Origin of the sequence: uncultured Bifidobacterium sp. (genome assembly GCF_945269915.1) — a bacterium.
Lineage (GTDB): Bacteria > Actinomycetota > Actinomycetes > Actinomycetales > Bifidobacteriaceae > Bombiscardovia > Bombiscardovia indica.
On record NZ_CALYOY010000002.1, the window covers coordinates 72,729 to 97,765 of the forward strand.

Consider the following 25,037-nt stretch of genomic DNA (forward strand, 5'->3'; position numbering starts at 1 on the left):
TGCTCCAAACGATGTGTGTATCTGTACAGACAAGGCTACATATTAGCACGGGTCAAGGAAAAGAGGGGCTGGCCGGAAGGGCCACTCGCCCAGGGCATCGGCTAGAATCGGTAATCCAAACTGAGATAGGAGCACAGCCCGGTGGAGCATGTCAAGAATCAACCAGGATTCACCGACCAGTCGCTGATCCGCAATTTCTGCATCATCGCCCACATCGACCACGGCAAGTCGACCGTGGCCGATCGGATCCTGCAGTTGAGCGGGATCGTACCCCAGCGCGAGATGCACGACCGCTTTCTGGACAGGATGGACATCGAGCAGGAGCGGGGGATCACCATCAAGTCCCAGGCCGTCCGCCTACCCTGGGTCAAGGACGGCACCGAGTACACCCTGGGCATGATCGACACCCCGGGCCACGTGGACTTCACCTATGAGGTGTCCAGAGCCTTGGAGGCCTGCGAGGGGGCTGTCCTCCTGGTGGACGCCACCCAGGGCATCGAGGCCCAAACCCTCTCCAACCTTTATATGGCCCTGGACGACGACCTGACCATCATCCCCGTTCTGAACAAGATCGATCTTCCCTCGGCCGAGCCCGACAAGCATGCCGAGGAGATCGCCAACCTGATCGGGTGCGACCTGGACCAGGTCCTGCGCGTCTCCGGCAAGACGGGCGAGGGTGTGCATGAACTGGTAGACAGGATCGTCGAGGAGGTGCCGCCTCCCCAGGGTGATCCAAAGGCCCCGGCCCGTGCCCTGATCTTCGATTCGGTCTACGACTCCTACCGGGGTATCGTCACCTATATCCGCATGATGGACGGGGAGCTCAAGACCCGCCGAAAGATCCGGATGATGAGCCTGGGCACGGTCCACGACCCTATCGAGCTGGGCGTGATCAGCCCCGATATGATCCCGACCAAGGCCCTGGGTGCGGGCGAGGTGGGCTATGTGATCACCGGGGTCAAGGACGTCAGCCAGTCCAAGGTGGGCGACACGGTCACCGACGAAGCCCGTCCGGCGGATGAACCCCTTCCCGGCTACCAGGATCCCCAACCCATGGTCTATTCCGGGCTCTTCCCGATTGACAACGCCCAGTTCCCCGAGCTCAGGGATGCCCTGGACAAGCTCAAGCTCAACGATGCGGCCCTGGTCTATGAGCCCGAGACCTCCGTGGCTCTGGGCTTCGGCTTCCGCTGCGGCTTCCTGGGCCTCCTTCACATGGAGATCGTGACCGAGCGCCTGAGCCGTGAGTTCGACATGGATCTGATCGCCACGGCCCCGAATGTCACCTACCAGGTGACTATGGAGGATGGGACCGAGCTCCTGGTCAAGAACCCCAGTGAGTTTCCCGAGGGGAAGGTCAAAAAGATCACCGAACCGGTGGTAAATGCCGACATCATCACCCCCAAGGAGTTCATCGGGTCGGTCATGGAGCTCTGCCAGGACCACCGTGGCCAGATGGGGACCATGGAGTACCTGAGTCCGGATCGGGTGGAGATGCATTACACAATGCCCCTGGCAGAGATCGTCTTCGACTTCTTCGACCAGCTCAAGAGCCGCACCAAGGGGTATGCCAGTCTGGACTACCAGAGTGCGGGCAGCCGGTCTGCGGACCTGGTCAAGGTCGACATTCTCATCCAGGGGGAGAAGATCGACGCTTTCTCGGCCATTGTCCATAAGGACAAGGCTTACTCCTACGGGGTCATGATGACCAAGAAGCTGCGCAGACTCATACCGCGGCAGCAGTTCGAGATCCCCATCCAGGCGGCCATCGGGTCCAGGATCATCGCCCGCGAGACCATCAGCGCCCTCCGCAAGGACGTGCTGGCCAAGTGTTACGGCGGGGACATCACCCGTAAGCGCAAGCTTTTGGAGAAGCAGAAGGCCGGCAAGAAGCGGATGAAGATGCTGGGTCATGTGCAAGTACCCCAGGAGGCCTTCATCGCCGCCCTGAGCACCGAGCAGGCCACAGACCGTGATACCAAGGACAAGATTCGCGCAGCAGCCAAGAAGGAGGGCTGAGATGGGGGAACGGCCTCCTTTCGAGGTCTACATCCATGTGCCTTTCTGCCTGAGACGTTGCGGGTACTGCGACTTCAATACCTATACGGCCACCGACCTGGGCGGAGGGGCCAGCAGGAAGCACTACGCCGACCTGGCCATACGTGAGATGGAGCTGTCCAAGGCCTGGCAGGAGTCCCGAGGCATCGTCGAACCGGCCATCTCGTCCATCTTCTTCGGAGGCGGAACACCCACCATCCTTCCACCGGACGACCTGGGCCGCATGGTCCGGGCGGCCAGGGACCTTTGGGGACTGGAGGATGGGGCCGAAATCACGACGGAGGCCAATCCGGATACGGTTGACGCCGCGTATCTGGAGACCCTGATACAGGATGGGTTCACCAGGGTTTCCTTTGGGATGCAGTCGGCGGTTCCCCATGTACTGAAGACCCTGGACCGGACCCACACCCCCGCCAATGTGACCGCGAACGTCGAGACGGCCAGGGCCCTGGGTCTGGAGGCCAGCGTTGATTTGATCTATGGAACACCAGGTGAGAGCCTGGCGGATTGGCGGACCAGCCTGGAGGCGGCCATCGACCTGGGGGTGGACCATGTCTCGGCCTATGCCCTGACCCTGGAGCCGACCACGAAGATGGGCCGTGCCGTGGCCACCGGTCGTATGCCCCGACCGAACGATGACGACGAGGCCGCCATGTACGAGTTGGCCGATGACCTTTTGACGGGGGCTGGTCTGGACTGGTACGAGATTTCAAACTGGGCCCGGCCCGGACACGAGTGCAGACACAACCTGGGATACTGGCGCAATGTGGACTGGGCCGGGATAGGGCCGGGTGCCCACTCACACTATCTGTCCGTGGAAGCCGAACCGGTGAAGGCGGGAAGTACCTGTGAGGATGGAACAGGAGAAAGTGCCCTATCGCCGGGATTCCGCAGGACGCTTCCGGTGGAAGGCCGGGAGCATGTACTTCCGGAGTCGCAGGGGAAGGGGGATGCCGATCTTCCGAGCCCGTTCAAAATGAATTCGTATCCCCTGGACCCATGGTGGCAGCAATCCGTGCCCGGGGCAGAAGGGTTGACCCGTGCTTCGATTCGGTCCTGGGATATCAGACACCCCCGTGCGTGGGCCTCGACCATGCTGAGGGGGCTGATTCCATGGCAGGGTGCCGAAACGTTGACCTCTTCCCAGGACCTGGAAGAGACAGTCATGCTACGGTTGCGGATGCGTGAGGGCCTTGACCTGGAAAAGCTGGAGACCAGAACCGGTTTCCGTCCCAGTCCCGGAACCATCGACGACCTGATCAATCAGGGCCTCATCCATACGGACGGTTCACGTATCGTGGCCACCCGACAAGGCAGGTTGCTGAACGATCTGGTTATCGAACGGATCCTGGAATCAATCGACGCCTGAGGGATGGCGCTTGTGCTTATTGAACCCTGTCTCCGATCCGGTGATCGTCCATCCACTCGACTCTTCTAGAATCCATCGGGGCAAAGGCACACGAGAGGGAAATTGGTTCCATGGCGAATTCGCTCAGCAGTTTGGTTTACGCCGTCGGGAACCGTCTGCTGTACGTTCCGCTTCTGACCGGAGCCAGCGGAAAGGGTCGACCGATATGGGACGATGAGGACCCTGTTGCCAAGACCAGGAAGAGGCGGAGGAACCTGCGCGACAGGGAGAGGGAGAACCGGTTGGCCAACCCCTTCTCCTATACGGGGCTGACCATCCGTTTCATTGCCCTCTGCCTGGTCCTTGCTGCCAGTGCGGCCATTCAGGTCCGCTACAGTCTGGATTTCACTTCGCTCAGCGTCCTCAGGCCTTGGTTCCTGGCCTGTACGGGTATCAACGACCAGACCGGGGGTGTGATGTCCCTTCTCTTTTCCTGTGTCTCTGTGCCGTCTCTTTCCTGGTTCCGCCGCTCATCGTCCAGGCCTCCCGTAGACCCTGGGTTATGCACGTGTTCATCTTCTCCTCCACGTTGTATATGGGCGCACTCCTGGGTATCGTCGCAGCCAACCCCCTTCTGAGCAGGTACGGGGTGGCGGGAGGCGGGCCCGCGTCTTCACCCCTTGACCGGATCTATCTACACCCCTGGTATGCCCTCTCCCAGATACATCCTGATGGTGGTCATCCTGGTCTGGTGCCTTGCCGAGTTCCTCCTTATCAGGGTCGCCACCCAAGACCGATCCGCTGGAATGACGGTATTCACGTTCCAATGCCTCTATCTGTTCTCCCTGGTGGTGTTCGCCTTCATCTTCGGCCGCAGGTCGGAGGCCTCCCTGGCGGGCATGGTAGTACTCTGCATCGGTGCGGCCATGCTTCCCATGGATGCTTCCAAGGCCGTTGACATGGTCGGGCAGCGCAGGCATGGAGGGTGGCAGTGGTTGGCCGTCTGGGTCATCATCCTGGAACTGAACGTGGTCATACTTTCCTCGACCGGCCTTTTCTTCGCAAAGGTGGCCTCATGAAAGGGCATCGGTCTTCTTCGGTATACTATATCTGTCTGCTTCCGGTCTGTCTGAGCTGTTTCGCCGTGGCGGGGAGGATCATCACGACCATGCCGAAGGGCGGCACCGAAGTCACTAATTTCAATGACCAGGAGCTTCCGACCCTGCCCCTGACCATCCATGCGAGCCCAGGACAGCAGGTCAGGGTACACATCTTCAGCCTCTACCGACTGAAGGAATATACCGGGTATTCCATGAAAGGTGGCGTTCCCCAGACTGCCGATAGGCTCAAAACCCAGCAAGGTCACCGAGTTAATCGGGCAGGCCGTCACCAAGGTGGATCCGGAAGTGTTCGGACAGGGTGAACGACCTTTGTTCAGTGGTGCCTTATCGGTCCAGGAAGACGCCATAGATGCCCTCTTCTCGGACGAATGTCGTTCCCCGCGGAGGTTGTGCGAGAACTGGGAGGGATTCGACCGTCGGGAACGCATCCTCCGGTCGGTCAATACCGTTATTGCTGATCAGGAGTCAAGCTGAGCCATCCAACCCGTACTGCACGTCAAGGGTTCGGGAGACACGCTGACCGTGCGGGTGAAGGCCTGAGCCTACCTGATCATGGATGATGGAGGGGGGCCATTATTCACCGAAACCGGATTGATGTCCCATAGGATCACCGAAGACGCCAGGATCGGCCATGTCTTCACCCGTCGGCCCCTACCGCCGAGACAAGGCCTTTCGTCTTCACCGATTCCATGACATCCTGCGTGAATCCGGATGATTCCTCAGCCGTCATACCTGTAGAAACAGGTGATGAAACACGATGGGGTCTGGAAGTGATCGCCAGGTTCCCCGGTGATGCCCTGACCACTTCCTGGGTGTTGGATGCTGACCTTGTCGGACTCACCCTGACAAGAGATCAGGATGTCGATGTGCATGTGAGGAGCTCGAATGACCGTCGTTCCGATCACCTCCTCCCGACGATCGCCGCCAAGCCTGATTCGGACGGGCATATCAGGTTGGATCTGACCAAGCTGCTTGATGACGTCGTGGAGGGTCCGATTGCATTGGGCATCCGGTTCCAGGCAGATTTGCCGGATGAGGGGCCAGACCCTATCCTGCGACTCGATTCTACGATTGCACGGTCGGACGGCACCCAAGAGACAACGAAGACTGTACGGGTGTTCCACCGTGCCTCTGCCAAGCTCAAGTTCACGATGACGAACGATAGGGGAGTCGGTGAGTACCCGCCCATGGTCCTGAGGCTCAAGGACGATCAGGGTCTGTGGATGGTCTGGCATGAACATAGCGAGAGGTGGACCAGGTCGACCGATGAGGGGGATGCCACTGCGTTCACAACGGATGGCAAGGATGTCGGGGTTATCATTGCCTATTCCTGCCGCAATGTCCCGCCGGCCGCTATCAGGCGGCTCAGGACATCCAGGCCAGGGATGGCGATGCTCTGTCGGTTGATCTGGCACTGAAGGTTGGTGATCGAGGTGAGCTCTTGTCCGCCAAGCGTTCAGCAGGAACCGTTGGCGTCGACTATCATGCCGGCCCATCGAGGGGGGTCATTGTGGAAAATCACACTACCCTCTGGCAGGCGGGCTGGGGTCTGGCGCTCTATCTTACGGTCATCCTGGTCGTCTGCGGGTTCCTGTCTCATCTGATCCTGCCGGCTTTGTGCAGGTGCGTCAAGGAGATTGCGCTTGTACTCCACACACCTGCCGACAGCTGAGCGTAAGGACCGATCAGTGGAGATGGCCTGATTCCTGACAGGAATCCGCGAGCGGACCATTCCGGAGGAGCGAGGGCACCCGTCAGTACGGATGTCGAAGAGCCCTTGGGCGGGCATACTGACAAATCAGCGGCGAAGAATGGCGCAACACCTGCTCATGAACCCGCATCCGAAAAGTAACACGGATGTGATAATCGGATGGGTTATCCTATGAAGTCACTGTTACGTCGATGAGCGGGGCACCTGGAGTGCCCCCTACGCCACCTGTCCAAGAATGGGGTGATTGCGGTGTCCTTCCAGACTCCTCTTGATCTGCGCGTCCACCAGCCCCGGGGTCTCTATGACCCCGCAGCCGAGCACGACGCCTGCGGCATCGGAATGGTGGCCACCCTGAACAGGAGGGACGAGCGCAGGATCATCGACGAGGCCATTCAGGTCCTGGTCAACCTGGATCACCGAGGTGCCGTGGGTGCCGAGCCCAACACCGGCGACGGGGCGGGCATCATGATGTCCATGCCTGACGAATTCATGCGGGCCAGCCTTGATGTGGACCTGCCGTCGATGGGCCACTACCTGGCGGGCCTGGCCTTCCTGGACAGGGATCCGGCCAGGGCCTCCGAGCAGGAGCAGGCCATCGCCGCCATCGCGGCAGAGGAGGGGCTGGAGGTCCTGGCCTGGCGTGTGGTCCCTGCCAACCCTGACGGTCTGGGCCTCCAGGCCCTCTCCTCCATGCCCCTCTTCCGCACCCTGGTGCTCCAGGACGCCGACCAGGCCAGACGGGGGGGCCTCGACCTGGAACGGTTGGCCTATCGGGTACGCAAACGGGCCGAACATGAGGTGGGGGTCTACTTCGCCTCCCTCTCCTGCAGGACCATCACCTACAAGGGGATGCTGACCACCATGCAGCTGACCGGTTTCTTTCCCGACCTGCTCGACCCCGCCATGAAGGCAAGGGTGGCGATCGTCCACTCACGCTTCTCCACCAACACCTTCCCCTCCTGGCCCCTGGCCCAGCCCTTCCGGCTCATAGCTCACAACGGGGAGATCAACACCATCCAGGGGAACAGGAACTGGATGTCGGCCAGGGAGGGGCGTCTGCGCTCCGAACTTCTGGGCGACATGGAATCCCTTCTGCCCATCGCCACCCCTGGCGGCTCGGACTCGGGCACCTTCGACGAAATCCTGGAACTCCTCCATCTGGCCGGCCGTTCCCTGCCGCATGCCATCTCCATGATGCTTCCTCCCGCTTGGGAGAAGGACACTGACTTGGACCCCGACCTCAGGGCCTTCTACGAATACAACAACACGCTTATCGAACCCTGGGACGGCCCGGCCGCCATCGTCTTCACGGACGGGACACTGGTGGGTGCCCAGCTGGACAGGAACGGACTTCGTCCCGGCCGGTGGCAGGTCACGGATGAGGGGCACCTGGTCCTGGCCTCCGAGGCCGGGGTGCTCAACCAGACCCCCCAGGGCCACATCCTGCGCAAGGGGCGTCTGGAGCCGGGGAAGATGTTCCTGGTAGACACGGCCAAGGGCAGGATAATCCCGGACGAGGAGATCAAGCACCAGCTTGCCGGCCAGCATCCGTACCGCGAATGGGTCTCCCGGAACACGGTCCGCCTGGACGACCTGCCAGAGCGGGCCCACGTCAACCATTCCCGGGTCTCTGTCCAAAGGCGTCAGCGGGCCTTCGGCTACACCCAGGAGGACCTGAAGCTGATACTGGGACCCATGGCGCAGCGGGGGGCGGAGCCGATCGGTTCCATGGGCAACGACGCACCAATCGCCGTCCTGTCCAACAGGTCCCGGATGCTCTTCGACTATTTCACCCAGAAGTTCGCCCAGGTGACCAACCCGCCCCTGGACTGGGAGCGCGAGGAGGTCGTGACCAGCATCGCCTCGGCCATCGGCCCGGAGCCCAACCTCCTGGAGGACCTGCCCCACCATGCCAAGAAGATCAGGATCGACCTGCCCGTGGTCGATTCCGACCAGATGGCACAGCTGAAGCGCCTGGAGCACGCCAGGATCCTGGGCGGCTACTATAAGCCCCATCTGGTCAGGGGCCTCTACCAGGTGGCCGGGAAGGGCCCAGCCCTCAAGGAGCGACTGGACGAGATCTTCGATGAGGTGGACCATGCCATCGACCAGGGCAGCAATGTGCTGATTCTCTCCGACAGGGATTCCAACCATACCTGGGGCCCCATTCCCTCCCTCCTCCTGACCAGTGCCGTCCAGCACCACCTTCTCCGCCGTCATACCCGTACCCAGGTCTCCATGGCCGTCGAGGCCGGAGACGTGAGGGAGATCCACCACGTGGCCCTCCTCATCGCCTATGGTGCAGCCTGTGTAAACCCCTACCTGGCCTTGGAATCGGTGGAGAACCTGGCCAATTCCGGCTACCTGAGCGTCACCCCGGAGCAGGCTTCGATCAACCTGGTCAAGGCCCTGAGCACCGGGGTCCTCAAGATCATGAGCAAGATGGGCGTCAGCACGATCATGTCATACCGCGGCGCCCAGCTCTTCGAGGCCGTCGGGCTGAGTCAGGAGGTCATCGACCAGTACTTCACGGGGACCACCTCCAGGGTGGGCGGCATCGGTCTGGAGGAGATCGCCGAGGAGGTGGCCATCCGTCACCGGGTGGCCTATCCCAACCAGTGGACGGCCAGGCCCCACCGCAACCTGAAGACCGGAGGGGACTACAAGTGGCGTCGTACCGGCGAGAACCACCTGAACGACCCCCAGGCGATCTTCCTTCTCCAGCAGTCCACCCAGCGGGGTGATTACGGTCTCTTCAAGGAGTACAGCCGTTACGTCAATGACACCTCGAACAGGATCATGACCCTCCGTGGCCTGATGAAACTGGTTCCCAAACGTCAGCCGATCCCCCTGGACCGGGTGGAACCGGCCAGCGAGATCGTCAAAAGGTTCTCCACCGGAGCCATGAGTTATGGGTCCATCTCCCAGGAGGCGCACGAGACCCTCGCCCTGGCCATGAACAAAATCGGTGCCAGGTCCAATTCGGGTGAGGGTGGGGAATCCCAGGACAGGATCGATGATCCGAAGCGGACCAGCAGGATCAAGCAGATCGCCTCGGCACGGTTCGGGGTCACCAGCGACTACCTGGTCTCTGCCACAGACCTCCAGATCAAGCTGGCCCAGGGGGCCAAACCGGGGGAGGGCGGCCACCTGCCCGGGGCCAAGGTGCCCCCCTGGATCGCCGAGGTGCGGCGTGCCACCCCGGGTGTGGAGCTGATCTCACCACCTCCCCACCACGACATCTACTCCATCGAGGATCTGAAACAGCTCATCCATGACCTGAAGATGGCCAATCCCAAGGCCCGGATACACGTCAAGCTGGTATCCGAGTTCGGTGTGGGGACGGTGGCCGCAGGTGTAGCCAAGTGCCATGCCGACGTGGTTCTGATCTCCGGTCAGGACGGCGGAACCGGAGCGGCACCCCTGAACGCCATCAAGCATGCCGGGACCCCATGGGAGATCGGCCTGGCCGAGACACAACAGACCCTGATCATGAACGGTCTGCGAAGCAGGGTGGTGGTCCAGTGCGACGGTGAGCTCAAGACCGGACGTGACGTGGTTGTGGCCGCCCTTCTGGGAGCCGAGGAATTCGGCTTCGCCACCACGGCCCTCATGGTGGAGGGGTGCGTCATGATGCGCGCCTGCCACAAGAACACCTGCCCCCAGGGCATCGCGACACAGGATCCGGAGCTCCGTGCCAGGTTCCAGGGCAAGCCCGAGCATGTGATCGACTTCTTCATGTTCATGGCCGAGGAGGTGCGAGAAATCCTGGCCCGGTTGGGCTTCGCCACCCTTGAGGAGGCGGTGGGCCACGTGGAGTGCCTGAACCAGGACAAGGCCGTGGAGACCTGGAAGAGCCAGGGGATAGACCTGGCCCCGGTCCTCATGCAGCCCGGCCCCACCCCGGGCACCATCCTCCACCACACCGAGGATCAGGACCACGAACTTGACGGATCCATGGATACTGTTTTGATCGGGATGGCCCAGGCGGCCCTGGACCGGCGGGAACCGGTCAGAATCGAGGAGCCGGTAAGGAACGTCGACAGGACCGTCGGGACCATGCTGGGGTACGAGATCACCCGTAGATACCGGTCCGAAGGTCTGCCCGAGGACACGGTCGACATCACCCTGCACGGATCGGCCGGGCAGTCCGTCGGAGCCTTCATCCCACATGGGGAGACCATCCGTGTCTACGGTGAGGTCAACGACTATGCGGGCAAGGGACTCTCCGGCGGCTGCCTGGTGGTCAGACCCGAGGATGGGGTCCGGTTCGATCCCCATACCAGCGTGATCTGCGGGAATGTTGCGGGTTTCGGCGCCACCTCCGGGTCCATGTATGTGGCCGGGCAGGCCGGCGAGCGCTTCGCCGTCAGGAACGGCGGGGGCCGGTTCGTGGTCGAGGGTGTCGGGGACCATGGCTGCGAGTACATGACCGGCGGCACCGTGGTCATCCTGGGTCCGACGGGCCGTAACTTCGGTGCCGGATTCTCCGGCGGTGACGTCTACGTTCTGGATCTGGACATGGCCAGGGTCAACCCCAAGGCTGCCAAGGACGGGTCGCTGAAGTTCCTGGTTCCCGACCTGCAGGATGCCGAGGAGCTCTTCGGGCTGGTCAAGGCCCATGCCGAGCAGACCGGATCGGTCACGGCCCAGACCCTGGTCCGGAACTGGTCCACCTCCCTGCGCCGCTTCACCCATGTGGTCCCCAGGCAGTTCCTGGCCATGAAGGAGGTCATGGATCAGGCACGGCGGGATAGGGTGGACTTCAACGCACCCGGTGTCTGGGAGCAAACCTACGAACAGGTCACGGAAGGAGCCCGCTGACATGGCAGACCCCAAAGGATTCCTCAAGGTCCGCACCAGGCATGAACTTGCGGAGCGGCCCGTTGCCGAGCGTCTCCAGGACTGGAACGATGTTCACGCCGAGTCCGGTCTCCAGCCCTGGACGACCGAGCAGGCGGCCAGGTGCATGGACTGTGGCACCCCCTTCTGCATGACGGCCTGCCCGCTGGGCAACGTCATACCGGAGTTCAATGACCTGGTCAGCCAGGGAAAGTGGGAGGATGCCTACGACCGGCTTTCGGTGACCAACAACTTCCCGGAGGTGACCGGCCGCATCTGCCCGGCCCTCTGCGAGTCCTCCTGCGTCCTGTCCATCCACCAGCCGGCCACCATGATCAAGCTGGACGAGCAGACCATCATCGACCAGGCCTGGAAGTTGGGCCTGGTGCGGCCCAAGCCCCCGCAGCGCCTGACCGACATGACCGTTGCCGTGGTCGGTTCCGGCCCGGCCGGCCTGGCCTGCGCCCAGCAGCTGACCCGCGCAGGCCACACGGTCGTCGTCTACGAACGTGCCGATGCCATCGGCGGACTGATGCGGTACGGTATCCCCAACTTCAAGCTGGAGAAGTCCCTCCTGGACCAGCGCCTCCAGCAGATGGAGGCCGAGGGCACCCGCTTCCATACCGGTGTCGAAATCGGTCGTGACATCAGCTGGGATGAGCTGCGCTGCCGGTACGACGCGGTGGTCGTGGCCATCGGGTCCACGGTCCCCAGGAAGGTCGACCTGCCCGGTCGGAGCCTGGAGGGCATCCACTATGCCATGGACTACCTGCCCGGCCCCACCCGCGAACTGATGGGGAAGGAGCCCCTGCATCGAATCGATGCCGCAGGTAAGGATGTGGTCATCATCGGCGGCGGCGATACCGGGTCCGACTGCCTGGGAACCGCCCTGCGCCAGGGTGCCAGGTCGGTCACCGTACTGCAGATCAGACCCCGTGAGCCCATGGAGCGCCCCCAAAGCCAACCCTGGCCCATCTATGCGCGGCTCTACCAGAAGACCACCTCCATGGCAGAGGGCGGTACCTATGAGTACTGCGTGGACAGCCTGGAGTTCCTGGACAAGGAGCAGGTCCTGTCCTCCGCCGGCCTGGAGAAGGGTGACCCCAGGGCAATGGTCGACACCACCATGGCGCCTGCAGGATTCCAGGAGGACGGCCAGGGACATGTGAGGGGGGTCAGGATCGTCACGGTGGAGGAGGATGACCGGCACCGCCTGATTCCGGTCGACGGGACCGAGCGGGTCCTACCTGCCGACCTGGTTCTGATTTCCGTCGGATTCGCCCACCCCGAGACCCGGACCCTGACCGATCAGACCAGGGTCGATCTGGACCAGCGGGGGAATGTGGCACGGGACGATGGGTATGCCACCAACGTGGACGGCCTCTTCTCCTGCGGTGACGCGGGCCGCGGCCAGTCCCTGGTGGTCTGGGCCATTGCGGAAGGCCGGTCCTGTGCGGCCTCCGTGGACCGGTATCTGACCGGGGCCACGGAGCTGCCCGCTGCGATCGTGTCCTCCCAAGGCCCCATGGCTCTTCCTATCCCACGCTAAGATGAGTTGATACGGTTTCCGGATGAGTTGCCCCCGGGGCGATCGTCCGGTTCATTGATGAGCAACGGAGTAATGGAGGCGGTGCAATGACCAACCGCGCTGAGCGCAGGGCACAGGCCAAGCGCAGTCGTAGGGGAGAACGGGATCAATACCAGGGGGTCGACCGCGGCCGGGCCGGTCTGGTCGACGAGCGTACCCTGCAGGAACGGTCCCGCAGGCTGGCTGCCGGCCAGAGCGGGGAATGGAAACCCACGGGCCACTCGGACCTGCCGGATGAGGGTCAGGTCAGCAATCCCAATTATCGCAATCCCAAGCTGGTCAGGTCTCCACACTCCTTCCGTCAGTGGATGCGTATCCTGGCATGGTTCCTGATCATCGGTTCGGGAATCGCCTTCCTGGTCTGCATGTGGTTCCCCAAGATTCCGCTCTGGGCCACCATCACCATGGCCGCGGTCTTCTGCCTGGGGATTGTCCTCCTCTTCTTCGTGGGCGGGTCCTACAAGGACAACCCCAACCTGGATTCATACGGTACCGCGGTTTGACACGGCCCGTCCAGGCGGACGGTGATTACTGAAAGGTGCAGGGATGAGGATGTCGGGGAGCGCAGTCACCGGGGGGCCCCCGGACCAGGGGGCCGGATTCGAAGGGCAATCGGCACCGGCCATCAGGCTCAGGGATGTGCAGTACAGACGCCAGGGCCGCGTCATCCTCGACCATGTCGACCTGGAGGTGGGCCGGGGGGAGAAGTGGGTGCTCTTCGGACCCAACGGTGTGGGCAAGTCGACCCTGATCTCCATGATGAGCACCCGTGGCTTCCCGACCAGCGGCACCGTCGACATCCTGGGCAACAGGCTGGGCAAGGTGAACGTCTTCTCCTACCGGTGGAGGATAGGACTGGCCTCGGCCGAACTGGCCAAGACCATCAACCCCCAGGAGGACCCCTACGATGTGGTCCTGACCGCCTTCAGCGACACCACCGGCAGGTGGCGGGAAGAGTTCACCCGCGACCAGGAGGATGCCGCCATGCAGCTCATGGATCGGTTCGGCATTGTCTATCTGCGGGGGAAGCGGATGTATCGACTCTCGGAGGGCGAACGTGGCAGGGTCCTGATCTGCCGGGCCCTGATGGCCGACCCCGACCTGCTCATCCTGGACGAGCCCACGACCGGCCTGGACCTGGGGGGACGGGAGCTGGTCCTCAAGGCCCTGACCCGGATTGGTCAGGAGGATACGGAGCGGACCGTCATCCTGGTCACCCACCGCCTGGAGGAGATCCCCCTGGGTTTTGACCGGGTTGCCATGATGGGCCGCCGACCCCTGCAGGACCCTGACCGTGTACAGACCCCTGGTGATCCGGACCCCGGTACCATCACCTTCCAGGGGCCGACGGAACAGGGGCTCACCGGAAGCCGTCTCAGCGACCTTTTCGGCCTGGACCTGAAGGTCGTCCACGAGGATGGCCGGTGGGGTGCCTTTGCCGCCGCTTGATCCGGGGTGGCCGATGGTCTCAGCCGTTCCGCCCGCTGTCTTTCCTCCCTCATGCTCAGCTCAAGGAGAAGTAGATTCAGAAAGGGCTTCCCGGGTGTAGACTAGGACGGTTTCTTATCCTGAAAGCGCCAGGGACAGCGCATGCTCAGAAGGATGTCGAAGTGATCAAGATTTGGACCCGCTACTTGAAACCCTACTGGATGCAGGTGCTGGTGCTGGTGCTCTTCCAGGTTGCGCAGACCGCACTCAACCTCTACCTCCCCAACCTCCAGGCCGACATCATCGACAAGGGCGTGGCCGTCGGTGACCAGGATGCCATCTACCGCATCGGTTGGGAGATGATGGGGATCACGACCCTCCAGATCCTCGCCAATATAGTGGCCGTCTACTGTGCAACCCGTCTGGCCATGCGGATGGGATACGAGTTGCGTCGCGACCTCTTCTCCTCGGTGGAGGGCTTCAGCCTGAACGAGATCGAGCGCTTCTCCGCAGGCTCACTGATCACCCGTACCACCAACGATGTCCAGCAGATGCAGATGACCACCATGCAGACGCTGATGATCATCCTCCAGGCACCGGTCATGCTCATCGGCGGACTGATCCTGGCCCTGCGTCAGGACGGCCCCCTGACCTGGTCCCTGGCCGTCATCGTCCCCGTGATTTTGATCATCGCATTCGTCCTCCTGCGGCAGATGGGCCCTCTCTTCTCCAAAATGCAGAACATGCTCGATTCGGTCAACCGCCTGGTTCGCGAGCAGATTTCCGGCGTACGGGTCATCAGGGCCTTTGTTCGGGAGAAGACCGAGGCCCGGCGATTCGACAAGGCCAACAAGGACGTCTACGGTGTCCTGATCTCCACCGGTCGCCTGATGAGCATGATGGTTCCCCTCCTCTGGTTCCTGCTCAACCTCTCCAATATCGCCATCATGTGGTTCGGGGGGAAGCGGATCGACTCGGGAGGGATGCAGATCGGCGCCCTTCAGGCCTTCATCCAATACCTGATGATCATCCTATCCGGCCTGATGATGGCCGCCATGATGTCGGTCATGCTGCCGCGCGCCGCAGTGGCCGCCAGGAGGATCAACGAGGTGCTGGGGGCAAGGAGCGAGATTCGGGCCCCGGAAAACCCTTACCGCCCCACGGATGCGAAGGGATTTCTGGAGTTCCGGCAGGTGGACTTCTCATACCCGGGTGCCGAGGACCCCGTGCTCAGCGGCATTTCCTTCGAGGCCAAGCCCGGTACCACCACGGCCATCATCGGGGCCACCGGATCGGGGAAGTCCACCATCGTCCGCCTGGCCAGCAGGATGTTCGACGCGACCGGTGGGCAGGTCCTGGTCGATGGGCACGATGTGCGTGAGTACGATCCCGATCAGCTCGCATCCCTTTTCGGCCCCGTTCCCCAGAAGGCCACCCTCTTCACCGGGACCATACGCAGCAACATGCTCTATGGCAACCCCAAGGCCGATGACGATAGGATCTGGCAGGCCCTGCGCATCGCCCAGGCCGAGGACTTCATCAAGGAGAATCCGGCCGGGCTGGACGCCCCCGTGGCCGAGGGCGGAACCAACTACTCCGGCGGGCAGAAGCAGCGTCTCTGCATGGCCAGAGCCATCCTGCGCAACCCCCGCATCTACACCTTCGACGACTCCTTCTCGGCCCTGGACATGACCACGGACCGGGCCCTCCACCGGGCCCTGGGCCCCGTCACCCGCGAAGCGACACAGGTTGTTGTCGCGCAGCGGGCCGCTTCAATCAGGACCGCCGACCAGATCCTGGTCCTGGACAGGGGCCGGATAGTCGGCCGGGGCACCCATGACCAGCTCATGCAGACCTGCACCACCTACCAGGAGATCGTCGAATCCCAGGGTGGCCAGGGTCCTGACGTGGAGGAACTCAGTATCGGCGAAGGGAGGGCCGAGTAATGGCGGAGGAAATCGACAGGTCCATGGCCCCGGTACTGCGGAAGGGCGAGCGCAGGCACACCGTCAAGCGCCTGGTCCGGTACCTCCTGGCCAGCCCCTGGAGGGTCATCGTCATGGTCCTGGCCGGCATGACCGCCGTGGCCATGATCGTCATCGGCCCCAAGATCATGGGGCAGGCCACCAACGTTCTCTTCGAGGGCATCCTGGGATCCATGCTGGTCAAGCTGGGCGCCAAGCCCGGCACCCCCAAGGAGGCGGTCGTCTCCTACCTGGAGGCCAAGGGGCAGAACAAGTTCGCCCAGATGATCGCCTCCATGGATGTCCAGGTGGGTGTGGGGATCGACTGGAACCGCTTCGCGCGCATACTGTTTTTCGTGGGTTGCATCTATGTGATCTCCATCCTGGTCCGTCTGGTCCAGAACTTCCTGATGACCAGGCTGGTCTCCGACGCGGTCTATACCATGCGCCGCCAGATTGAAGACAAGATGGACCGCCTTCCGCTCGAATACTTCGACCGGACCCCCCGCGGTGAGGTCATGAGCCGAACGACCAACGACATCGACAACATCTCGGGTACCCTCCAGGAGATCCTTGGCGAGCTCCTCTTCTCGGTCTTCTCCATCATCGGCGCCTTCATCATGATGCTGACCATATCGCCCCTGCTGACCCTGATCGCCTTCATCATCATTCCGGTCATGGCCCTGTGTGCAGGCATCATCCTCAAGCAGACCCAGCCCCAGTTCACCCGTCAGTGGATGCGGACCGGCCAGGTCAACAGCCATGTGGAGGAGATGTTCTCCGGCCACACGGTGGTCAGGGCCTTCGGTCATCAGAAGGCGGCCGAGGCGGAATTCGAGGAGAAGAACCAGGAACTCTACCAGGCCTCCTTCAAGGCCTCCTTCTTCTCGGCCCTGGTCACCCCCATGTCGACCTTCTTCGGGAACCTGAGCTTCGTCGTGGTGGTCATCATCGGCGGTGTGCACGTGCTGGACGGGACCATGAGCCTGGGTGGTCTCCAGGCCTTCACCCAGTACACCCGTCAGGCCTCCCAGCCCATCGGCCAGCTGGCCTCCATGGGAACCATGCTCCAGTCCTCCCTGGCCTCCTGTCGGCGGGTCTTCGAATTCCTTGACGAGCCCGAGGAGCGTCCGGACCCTGAGCATCCCGACCACCTGGGTCAGGGGGACGATGGCCGCATCCAGGGTCACGTCCGCTTCGACCACGTCCGTTTCTCCTATGATCCCAAGGAGCCCCTGATCAAGGACCTGAACATAGAAGCCAGACCAGGGCAGACCATCGCCATCGTCGGTCCGACCGGCGCAGGCAAGACGACCCTGGTCAACCTCCTGATGCGCTTCTACGAGATTCAGGGCGGGAAGATCACCATCGACGGGGTCGACACCTCCAGGGTCAGCCGCCACGAGCTCCGCAGCCACTTCGGCATGGTCCTCCAGGACACCTGGCTCTTCGATGGCACGGTCCGAGACAACCTCCTCTACGGTCTGGACGAGGGGAAGACCATCCCCGACAGGCAGATGATCGAGGGGGCCAAGGCCACCCATGTGGACGAGTTCATCAGGAAGCTCCCCCAGGGCTACGACACGGTCCTGAACGAGGACAGCAGTGAACTTAGCCAGGGGGAGCGTCAGCTGATGACCATCTGCAGGGCCTTCCTTTCCGATCCGGACATCCTGATTCTGGACGAGGCCACTTCCTCGGTGGATACCCGTACCGAGCTCCTGGTCCAGCAGGCCATGAACACCCTCCGGTCAGGCAGGACCAGTTTCGTCATCGCGCACCGCCTCTCCACCATTCGTGACGCCGATCTGATCCTGGTGGTCAACCACGGTTCGGTCATAGAACAGGGAACCCACGACCAGCTCCTGGAGAAGGGCGGCGCCTACGCCTCCCTCTACAATTCCCAGTTCATCAAGGGAGACGAGGAGGACTGATGGGGGTACGACGTGGACCGCTGGCCTATGGGGAGCGTGTGCAGCTGACCGACCGGAAGGGTCGCCTGCTCACCGTCATGCTCACCCCGGGTGGGGTGACCCAGACCGATCGGGGATTCCTGCCCCATGAGGCCATGGTCGGCCTGCCTGAGGGTTCCGTCATCACCTCCATATCAGCCAAAGCCTGGCATGGCCTCCATACTGATGCCGAGCCTGATGCAAGCGGACCGTTGGAACGAGACCGGGCCAAGCCCTGGAAGTCGGCCCGGGCCGTCGGCGGCTGGCAGTATACGGTCATGCGACCCCGTATGGAGGACTTCATCCTCTCCATGCCCCGGGGTGCCCAGATCATGTACCCCAAGGACATCGCCCAGGTCATCTCCCTGGGCGACATCCGTCAGGGGATGCGCGTCCTGGAATCCGGCGCGGGTTCCGGGGCCATGAGCCTGGGCCTCCTTGATGCCGTCGGACCGGAGGGGTCCCTGACCAGCATCGAGGCCCGGCCGGAATTCGCCCGTGTGGCCATGGGCAACGCCACCGTCTATTACGGCGGCCGCCCCGCCTGGTGGAACCTCCTGGTCGGGGACTTTGACACCAGATCGGTCGAACTGGCCGAAGGGTACTTCGACCGGATCGTCCTGGACATGCTGGACCCCTGGAACAGGTTGGACTCCGCCTATCGGGTGGTGGCCCCGGGCGGGGTCATCACCGCCTACATCACCACCACCACCCAGATGAGCCGGATGGTGGAGGCCCTACGCAAGAGCGGGCACTGGACCGAGCCGGAGATTCAGGAGACCATGGAACGTTCCTGGAAGGCCGACGGTCTGGCGGTTCGTCCCGAGCACCAGATGATCGGCCACACCGGCTTCCTGGTGACCAGCAGGGCCATGGCCCCCGGCCAGGAGGCCCTCCACAGGAAGATCCGGGCCACCAAGGACTACACCACCGACATCGACCAGATGGTTGCCGGGTCCGGTGGGAACCAGGACCTGGAATCCCTGAAGCTCAGGGACATCTCGGATCGGAAACTGCGCAGGGTCCTGCGTGATCTGGACAGGGAGATAGGGACCATCGACCGGAACAGCACGACTCCAGAAGACCGTGGAGAAACGAGGGGCTGAATCTGCCATAATGGGAGGGGATGGCCTCTTCGCTAACCGACCCTCCCATCGGAGAAAGGACTCGGTATGGGTGTCAACATCAAAAAGATCACCAAGCACGCAGGCAAGTGCACCTATACGTTGATGCTGATGCGCCATGCCAAGACCGAATCGGACGCACCCGATGGGGACCGGAACCGGCAGTTGACCGAGAAGGGGCTCAAGCAGGCCCGGAAGGTGGGCAAGGGTCTGGTCCGATACGATCTGGTGCCAGACAGAATCGTCTGTTCCGGGGCCCGACGCGCCCGTCAGACCCTGGACAGGATGCTCAAGCCCCTGGGGGACGGCCCCGAGGTGGACTATCGCGAGGACCTCTACGAGTCGGGTATGCAGGCCGTTTTCGACCAGCTGGCCCAGACCGGGCCCGGGCAGCACCGACTCATGATCATCGGGCACGAGCCCATCATGTCCATCTGCAGCCAGTGGCTGGCCAAGCCGGAATCCGACCCCGATCTTCTGGACCTCCTCAACCTGGGGCTTTCACCGGCGAATCTGGTCGTATTCGGTTCCGAAAAGCCCTTCAACCAGTGGGAGACCCACACGGCCCGGCTTCTGGGGATCCTGGCGCCGCACGACTTCTCCAAGTGATGCGGTCGCCCTGCCACAAGCCCTTCTCCCGTCGGCAATCAGGAGGGGTATCAATTGAATTTATAGCGACACCTTACCCCTGCCGATTACCCGGTAACGGCGGGCACTGCTAACCTGACCTGAGGTATCACCATCATCCGGGAGGTTTCATGTCAGCCAGCACATCCGTGATCGGATTCCCGCGCATCGGCGCTCAACGGGAACTCAAGAAGGCCATCGAAGGCTATTGGAAGGGGAGGCTTGACCTGGACCAGGTCAAGGAGACGGCCCGCACCCTCCGTGCCGATCACTGGAGGCTCCAGCGGGAGGCCGGCATCGACCTGATTCCCAGCAACGACTTCAGCTACTACGATCAGATGCTGGATACCGCCATCCTCCTCAACGCGGTGCCCCGTCGCTACCGCGACCTGGGCCTGGGCCCCGAGGACACGCTCTTTGCCATGGGCCGTGGATACCAGGGCGACCAGGGCGACGTGACAGCACAGCCCATGAAGAAGTGGTTCACGACGAACTACCATTACCTGGTCCCCGAGATCGACGCGGATACCCGGCTCGAGCTGACCGGAACCAAGCCCTTCGATGAGTTCCAGGAGGCCAAGGACCTGGGCATCATCACCAAGCCCGTCCTGATCGGCCCCTACACCTTCCTCAAGCTGGCCCGCGGCCCCGAGGGCGAGAAGTTCGAGCCCGGACAGGACCTGGTCGCCTCCCTGGCCCAGGCCTATGCCGACATCATCCGTCGCTTCGCCGACCTGGAGGCGGGATGGGTCCAGCTGGACGAACCTTATCTGGTCCTGGACAAGGAGGATGGCGACCTGGATCTCTTCAGGACCCTTTACCAGGGCATCCTACCCGCCCGCCAGGGTGGAAAGGGGAGCGTGAAGGTCCTCCTTCAGACCTACTTCGGCCATGTGGGCGACTGCCTGGACCAGATCAACGAGCTGGCCTTCGACGGCATCGGCCTGGACCTGGTCGAGGGGTGTGACGAGAACCTGGCCGCCTTGAAGAGGTCGGGCGTGAGCCATGGGACCATGGTCTTCGCGGGGCTGGTCAATGGTCGCAACATCTGGCGCAACAATTATGCGGTCAGCCTGGGCATCCTGGACGCGGTCCGTCAGCTCACCCCGGATGTGGTCGTCTCCACGGCCTCCTCCCTCCTCCATGTGCCTTTCACCGTTGCCAATGAGGATGGGCTGGACGCACAGACCGTCCGTCCGCACTTCGCCTTCGCCGTCGAGAAACTGGGAGAGTTGCGCGATCTGGCTGTCCTGGCAGACACCGATGAGGCGGGGAAGAAGTCCTCCCGGGCCCTGGCCGACAACCAGCGCCTCTTCGACGGGACCAGGGTGGAGCGTGATCAGGCTGTATCCAGTCGTCTGGCCGCCCTGGATGACCAGGACTTCGTCCGCCAACCCGACAGGGCGGAGCGGCAGCGGATCCAGGCCGATGAACTCGGTCTGCCGACCCTGCCGACCACGACCATAGGCTCCTTCCCCCAGACGGCCGAAGTGCGGTCCTATCGCGCCAAGCTGCGCAAGAAGGAGATCGGTCAGGAGGAGTACGACCAGTTCATCGCCTCCCAGATCGACCAGGTCATCGACCACCAGGAGCGGATCGGCCTGGACGTACTGGTCCATGGAGAGTTTGAGCGCAACGACATGGTCGAGTACTTCGGTCAGAACCTGAACGGGTACCTCTTCACCAAGAACGCCTGGGTCCAGTCCTATGGCACCCGTTGCGTCAAGCCCCCCATCGTCTGGGGCGACGTATCCCGAGCCAGGCCCATCACCGTCCGCTGGAGCTCCTACGCCCAGTCCCGGACCAAGCATGTGGTCAAGGGCATGCTGACCGGCCCGGTCACCATTCTGAACTGGTCCTGGCCCCGTGAGGACATCTCCCACCAAGAGCAGACCCAACAGCTGGCCCTGGCCATCCGTGACGAGGTCCTGGACCTGGAGGCCGCAGGAATCAGGGTCATCCAGATCGACGAGGCCGCCCTCCGCGAGAAGCTGCCCCTCCGGCGCTCCGATTGGCACACCAGGTACCTTGATTGGGCAGTGCCCGCCTTCCGGCTGGTCCACTCGGCCGTCAAGCCGACCACCCAGATCCACACCCATATGTGCTACTCGGAGTTCAATGACATCATCAAGGACATCGATGCCATGGATGCCGACGTCATCTCCTTCGAGGCCTCCCGGTCGGATCTGACGGTCCTGGATGCCATCCAGGAGGCCCACTTCGAAACCGAGGCGGGTCCCGGGGTCTACGACATCCACTCGCCCCGCATCCCCTCCCGGGAGGAGATCGTCGAGCGGATCCATGCCATCCTAGACAAGCTGGATGCCGGCAAGGTCTGGATCAACCCCGACTGCGGGCTCAAGACCCGTGGCAACGAGGAAACCTGGCCCAGCCTGGAGCACATGGTCGCCGCAGCCCGACAGGTCAGGGACGAACTCTCGGCGCAGCACTGACAATGGCGGTCGGCGGCCCCCACAGCCGGCAGAAACAGAGATGATCCATCATGCATGAGCCCATATTCTCCCTGGAAGTCTTCCCGCCCAAGCGAGATGCACCGGTGGGAACCATCTACGACACCCTGGATGGCCTGGAGGGGCTCATGCCCGACTTCATATCCGTCACATATGGCACGGGCAAGCAGTCCGACCGGACGGCCACGGCCCGGATAGCCAGGACCATCCATACCGAGTACGGCATTCCCGCCGTGGCCCACCTCACGGCCCAGTATGCCGACCAGGAGATCGTCGACCAGGCCCTGGATATGTTCGACAAGGCGGGTGTGGCCGCCGTGCTTCCCCTGCGCGGCGACAGCGTGGAGGGGAGGACCCCGGCCGGCGTGTTCGACCATGCCAGCGACCTGGTGGCCTACATCCATGCCAAGCGCCCAAACATGACCATCTTCGGAGCATGCTACCCGGAGACCCATCCCGAGGCATCATCACCCCAGGCCGACCTGGACAACCTGAAGATCAAGGTCGATGCCGGGGCAACCCATCTGATTTCTCAGCTCTTCTATGACAATGACGACTTCGCCGACTTCCTGGCCAGGGCCAGGGCCACCGGAATCGACGTGCCGATCGAGGCGGGCATCATGCCCATCACCAACGTGGGTCAGGTACGTCACATGAGCGAGGTCTGTGCGGCGAAGATCCCGCCTGCGGTGGAGACCATCCTGACCAAGTGGGGCGATGACCGGACCAGCCTGCGCGAGGCAGGAATCATCTATGCCTCTCAGCAGATCGCCGATCTGGTCTCCCAGGGTGTGGACGGAATCCATCTTTACTCGATGAACCAGTCCGGCGTCACCCGCCGCATCTGGCACAACGTCCATCACCTCTTCAAGACAACTAAGCAGGAAGGCAACTCAGTGCTTCCCGTGTGATTTGCCACCTTCGGATGGGTTATCTCGAGATGTCCCGCTCTGGGATGACTTCCTTTTGGGTGAGTGTTCTTCGTTTGGTTTTCCCGTGCTTGATCCCTGTCGGGGCCGCAACCATGTGAACCGAGTCTGCATGGTCCTCTTGATCGCCGGAATGATGCCGACCAGAATTCCCGCAACCATGCCTCCAATGGCCACCCAGGATGCCGCATCCTGGCCAAGGAGGATGGGAACGACCGCCAGGCCTATGCCGATCAGGGATGCAACCTGCGACCATGTTCTCTGATCGGGTGTCATACGGTCGTTCATCATCGGCAGCAGACCGAAGAAGAATCCCACCAGAAAGGCCAGAATTCCGCATCCTATGATGACGGCAAGGTCCGTAGGCGACAAGCCGGGCTCCCTTCAGACCTCGTCCAGGCTGATTGCCCGTGTGCCCCTCAAGGCGTGAACACGGGCCTGAGCATTGGCCATGGCGTTGATTCGTTCAGTTTCGTTCATGACATCTTCCGGGTCGATGCCTGAAATCAGTGCGACAATCGTCTCGTAAGAGGTCTTCGAGGTTTCCAGTATGCCTACCAGGCGCCCCTGCCGCATGACGGCTATTCTATCGGCCACGGCAAATACATCGGGCAGGTCGTGGCACACCATGACGATGCTCTGCCCCTCGGAGCGCATCCGCTTGATGTAGTTGAGCACCTCGGCGGACTGCATGACGGAGAGTGAGGAAGTTGGTTCGTCGAGGAGTATCAACTCAGGGTTGTCCAGGAGAGTCCTGGCAATGGACACGGTCTGCTTCTGCCCCAGGGAAAGGGAGGCCATGGGCTGACCGACACGGATGACCGATGAGAGAGACTGAAGGACCTGCCGGGTCCGCCCCTTCATGGTCTCGTCATCCCTGCACAGGTGTTTGTCCCGCAGTTCCTTGCCCAGGAAGAGGTTGGCGGATACATCCAGGTTGTCACAAAAATCCTGACCCTGGAAGACAACCGCAACCCCCATCTGTGCGGCTGCACGGATGGAGGGTATGGCAACCGTCTCACCTTGCCAGCGCAGGGTGCCGGAATCGGGATGGAGAAGTCCTGACATGATTTTGATCATGGTGGACTTCCCGGCTCCGTTGTCGCCGACTATGGCCAGGACCTCACGGCGACGAACGCTGAGACTTACCTGTTTCAAGGCATGAATGAATCCGAATTTGACTGAGATGCCGCACATCTCCATCAATGGCGTGACGTCACTCAAATCGGCCACCTCCTCTATGATGTCTGGCCTGCGGATTGCGAGGACACGGCGATGTGCTCGTTGACTTTGTCGACTGCCATCATAGCCGCACCCAGTGCTGGCCCGGTAATCGGATAGTGGGCGGACAGAACCTCCATGGGCACCATGGCGTCTGGGAAAAGCATGCGTTGCAGGGTCTCCTGGAGTGGGTCCAGAAAGACCGAACCTGTAGTACCGAGTATGCCACCAAGAACGACAACCTGTGGATCAACGGCATTGCATAGGTCGGCGACCACGTTGCCGATGCGGATGGCTGCATCGGCAACGATACGCCTGCAACCTGGGTCACCCTGTTTGACGTTGGCGACCAGGTCCTCCAAGGTCATGGTGCCGTGGGTCACGCTCAGCAGGGAGACCAGCCGGCTCTCATCCACAACCGTGTTCAGGCAGCCCCTGTTGCCGCAGATGCAGATGTCTCCGAGGGGATCAACCTGGACATGGCCTATCTCACCGGCCAGTCCTGTCGTTCCCCGCCAGAGCTCGCCGTTGATGATGATGCCCGCCCCGACCCCATCATTGGCGTGAATGTAAACGAAGTGGCGCTTTCCGACAGCCGCCCCCATCCGCAATTCGGCCATTGCTGCGTAGTTTGCATCATTGTCGACGTTGAT

Annotated in this window: 17 protein-coding genes; 15 read left to right on the plus strand and 2 right to left on the minus strand. The window is 62.3% G+C overall.

The features are described from left to right. Window positions 1–141 precede the first annotated feature (141 nt). The 15 genes from lepA (at window position 142) to metF (ending at window position 23,145) form a co-directional block, all read left to right on the plus strand. Window positions 142–2,019: a translation elongation factor 4 gene (gene lepA, locus Q0K62_RS00910; RefSeq protein ID WP_297316102.1), complete on the plus strand. Its 1,878-nt coding sequence runs from the start codon at window positions 142–144 to the stop codon at window positions 2,017–2,019. A gap of 1 nt (window position 2,020) precedes the next feature. Next, complete coding sequence (gene hemW, locus Q0K62_RS00915; RefSeq protein WP_297316103.1) at window positions 2,021–3,427, plus strand: radical SAM family heme chaperone HemW; 1,407 nt, start codon at window positions 2,021–2,023, stop codon at window positions 3,425–3,427. A 686-nt stretch (window positions 3,428–4,113) separates the two neighbouring features. Continuing rightward, window positions 4,114–4,485 (plus strand): hypothetical protein, encoded by a 372-nt coding sequence (locus tag Q0K62_RS00920; RefSeq protein ID WP_297316104.1) that lies wholly within the window; start codon window positions 4,114–4,116, stop codon window positions 4,483–4,485. An 812-nt stretch (window positions 4,486–5,297) separates the two neighbouring features. Next, window positions 5,298–5,945, plus strand: coding sequence for a hypothetical protein (locus Q0K62_RS00925; protein WP_297316105.1), 648 nt, complete (start codon window positions 5,298–5,300; stop codon window positions 5,943–5,945). Window positions 5,946–6,037: 92 nt separating this feature from the next. Then, the gene (locus tag Q0K62_RS00930) at window positions 6,038–6,199 is read left to right on the plus strand and encodes a hypothetical protein (RefSeq protein ID WP_297316106.1); all 162 of its coding nucleotides are present in this window, start codon (window positions 6,038–6,040) and stop codon (window positions 6,197–6,199) included. Window positions 6,200–6,487: 288 nt separating this feature from the next. Continuing rightward, window positions 6,488–11,062 carry a glutamate synthase large subunit gene (gene gltB, locus Q0K62_RS00935; protein ID WP_297316107.1) on the plus strand — a complete coding sequence of 1,525 codons (4,575 nt, stop codon included), beginning with the start codon at window positions 6,488–6,490 and terminating at the stop codon, window positions 11,060–11,062. 1 nt (window position 11,063) lies between these two features. After that, on the plus strand, window positions 11,064–12,629 hold the full coding sequence (locus tag Q0K62_RS00940) for a glutamate synthase subunit beta (protein ID WP_297316108.1): 1,566 nt from the start codon (window positions 11,064–11,066) through the stop codon (window positions 12,627–12,629). Window positions 12,630–12,715: 86 nt separating this feature from the next. Further along, window positions 12,716–13,171, plus strand: coding sequence for a tripartite tricarboxylate transporter TctB family protein (locus Q0K62_RS00945; RefSeq protein WP_297316109.1), 456 nt, complete (start codon window positions 12,716–12,718; stop codon window positions 13,169–13,171). A gap of 49 nt (window positions 13,172–13,220) precedes the next feature. Beyond that, window positions 13,221–14,117 carry an ATP-binding cassette domain-containing protein gene (locus Q0K62_RS00950; RefSeq protein WP_297316110.1) on the plus strand — a complete coding sequence of 299 codons (897 nt, stop codon included), beginning with the start codon at window positions 13,221–13,223 and terminating at the stop codon, window positions 14,115–14,117. Between the two features lie 161 nt (window positions 14,118–14,278). Next, window positions 14,279–16,042 (plus strand): ABC transporter ATP-binding protein, encoded by a 1,764-nt coding sequence (locus tag Q0K62_RS00955; RefSeq protein ID WP_297316111.1) that lies wholly within the window; start codon window positions 14,279–14,281, stop codon window positions 16,040–16,042. Next, complete coding sequence (locus tag Q0K62_RS00960; RefSeq protein ID WP_297316112.1) at window positions 16,042–17,994, plus strand: ABC transporter ATP-binding protein; 1,953 nt, start codon at window positions 16,042–16,044, stop codon at window positions 17,992–17,994. Before Q0K62_RS00955 ends, Q0K62_RS00960 begins: the two co-directional genes overlap by 1 nt. After that, window positions 17,994–19,118 (plus strand): tRNA (adenine-N1)-methyltransferase, encoded by a 1,125-nt coding sequence (locus Q0K62_RS00965; protein ID WP_297316113.1) that lies wholly within the window; start codon window positions 17,994–17,996, stop codon window positions 19,116–19,118. The genes Q0K62_RS00960 and Q0K62_RS00965 overlap by 1 nt, the downstream gene beginning before the upstream one ends. Window positions 19,119–19,184: 66 nt before the next feature. Next, on the plus strand, window positions 19,185–19,745 hold the full coding sequence (locus Q0K62_RS00970; protein WP_297316114.1) for a histidine phosphatase family protein: 561 nt from the start codon (window positions 19,185–19,187) through the stop codon (window positions 19,743–19,745). 149 nt (window positions 19,746–19,894) lie between these two features. Next, window positions 19,895–22,216 (plus strand): 5-methyltetrahydropteroyltriglutamate--homocysteine S-methyltransferase, encoded by a 2,322-nt coding sequence (gene metE, locus Q0K62_RS00975; RefSeq protein ID WP_297316115.1) that lies wholly within the window; start codon window positions 19,895–19,897, stop codon window positions 22,214–22,216. Between the two features lie 50 nt (window positions 22,217–22,266). After that, window positions 22,267–23,145 carry a methylenetetrahydrofolate reductase [NAD(P)H] gene (gene metF / locus Q0K62_RS00980; protein WP_297316116.1) on the plus strand — a complete coding sequence of 293 codons (879 nt, stop codon included), beginning with the start codon at window positions 22,267–22,269 and terminating at the stop codon, window positions 23,143–23,145. Window positions 23,146–23,547: 402 nt separating this feature from the next. Here the strand turns inward: metF and Q0K62_RS00985 are convergent, their stop codons facing one another. Together Q0K62_RS00985 and Q0K62_RS00990 are read right to left on the minus strand one after the other, a co-directional pair. Continuing rightward, window positions 23,548–24,387: an ATP-binding cassette domain-containing protein gene (locus Q0K62_RS00985; RefSeq protein WP_297316117.1), complete on the minus strand. Its 840-nt coding sequence runs from the start codon at window positions 24,385–24,387 to the stop codon at window positions 23,548–23,550. 14 nt (window positions 24,388–24,401) lie between these two features. Continuing rightward, window positions 24,402–25,037, minus strand: a 636-nt coding sequence (locus Q0K62_RS00990) for an ROK family protein (RefSeq protein WP_297316118.1), incomplete at its 5' end; no start/stop codon positions are given.

Coding starts and splice junctions, on each gene's coding strand:
- Q0K62_RS00960 (WP_297316112.1), top strand. CDS start 16,042: ATGGCGGAGGAAATCGACAGGTCCATGGCCCCGGTACTGCGGAAGGGC.
- Q0K62_RS00950 (WP_297316110.1), top strand. CDS start 13,221: ATGTCGGGGAGCGCAGTCACCGGGGGGCCCCCGGACCAGGGGGCCGGA.
- Q0K62_RS00945 (WP_297316109.1), top strand. CDS start 12,716: ATGACCAACCGCGCTGAGCGCAGGGCACAGGCCAAGCGCAGTCGTAGG.
- Q0K62_RS00940 (WP_297316108.1), top strand. CDS start 11,064: ATGGCAGACCCCAAAGGATTCCTCAAGGTCCGCACCAGGCATGAACTT.
- Q0K62_RS00970 (WP_297316114.1), top strand. CDS start 19,185: ATGGGTGTCAACATCAAAAAGATCACCAAGCACGCAGGCAAGTGCACC.
- metF (WP_297316116.1), top strand. CDS start 22,267: ATGCATGAGCCCATATTCTCCCTGGAAGTCTTCCCGCCCAAGCGAGAT.
- hemW (WP_297316103.1), top strand. CDS start 2,021: ATGGGGGAACGGCCTCCTTTCGAGGTCTACATCCATGTGCCTTTCTGC.
- metE (WP_297316115.1), top strand. CDS start 19,895: ATGTCAGCCAGCACATCCGTGATCGGATTCCCGCGCATCGGCGCTCAA.
- Q0K62_RS00920 (WP_297316104.1), top strand. CDS start 4,114: ATGCCCTCTCCCAGATACATCCTGATGGTGGTCATCCTGGTCTGGTGC.
- Q0K62_RS00965 (WP_297316113.1), top strand. CDS start 17,994: ATGGGGGTACGACGTGGACCGCTGGCCTATGGGGAGCGTGTGCAGCTG.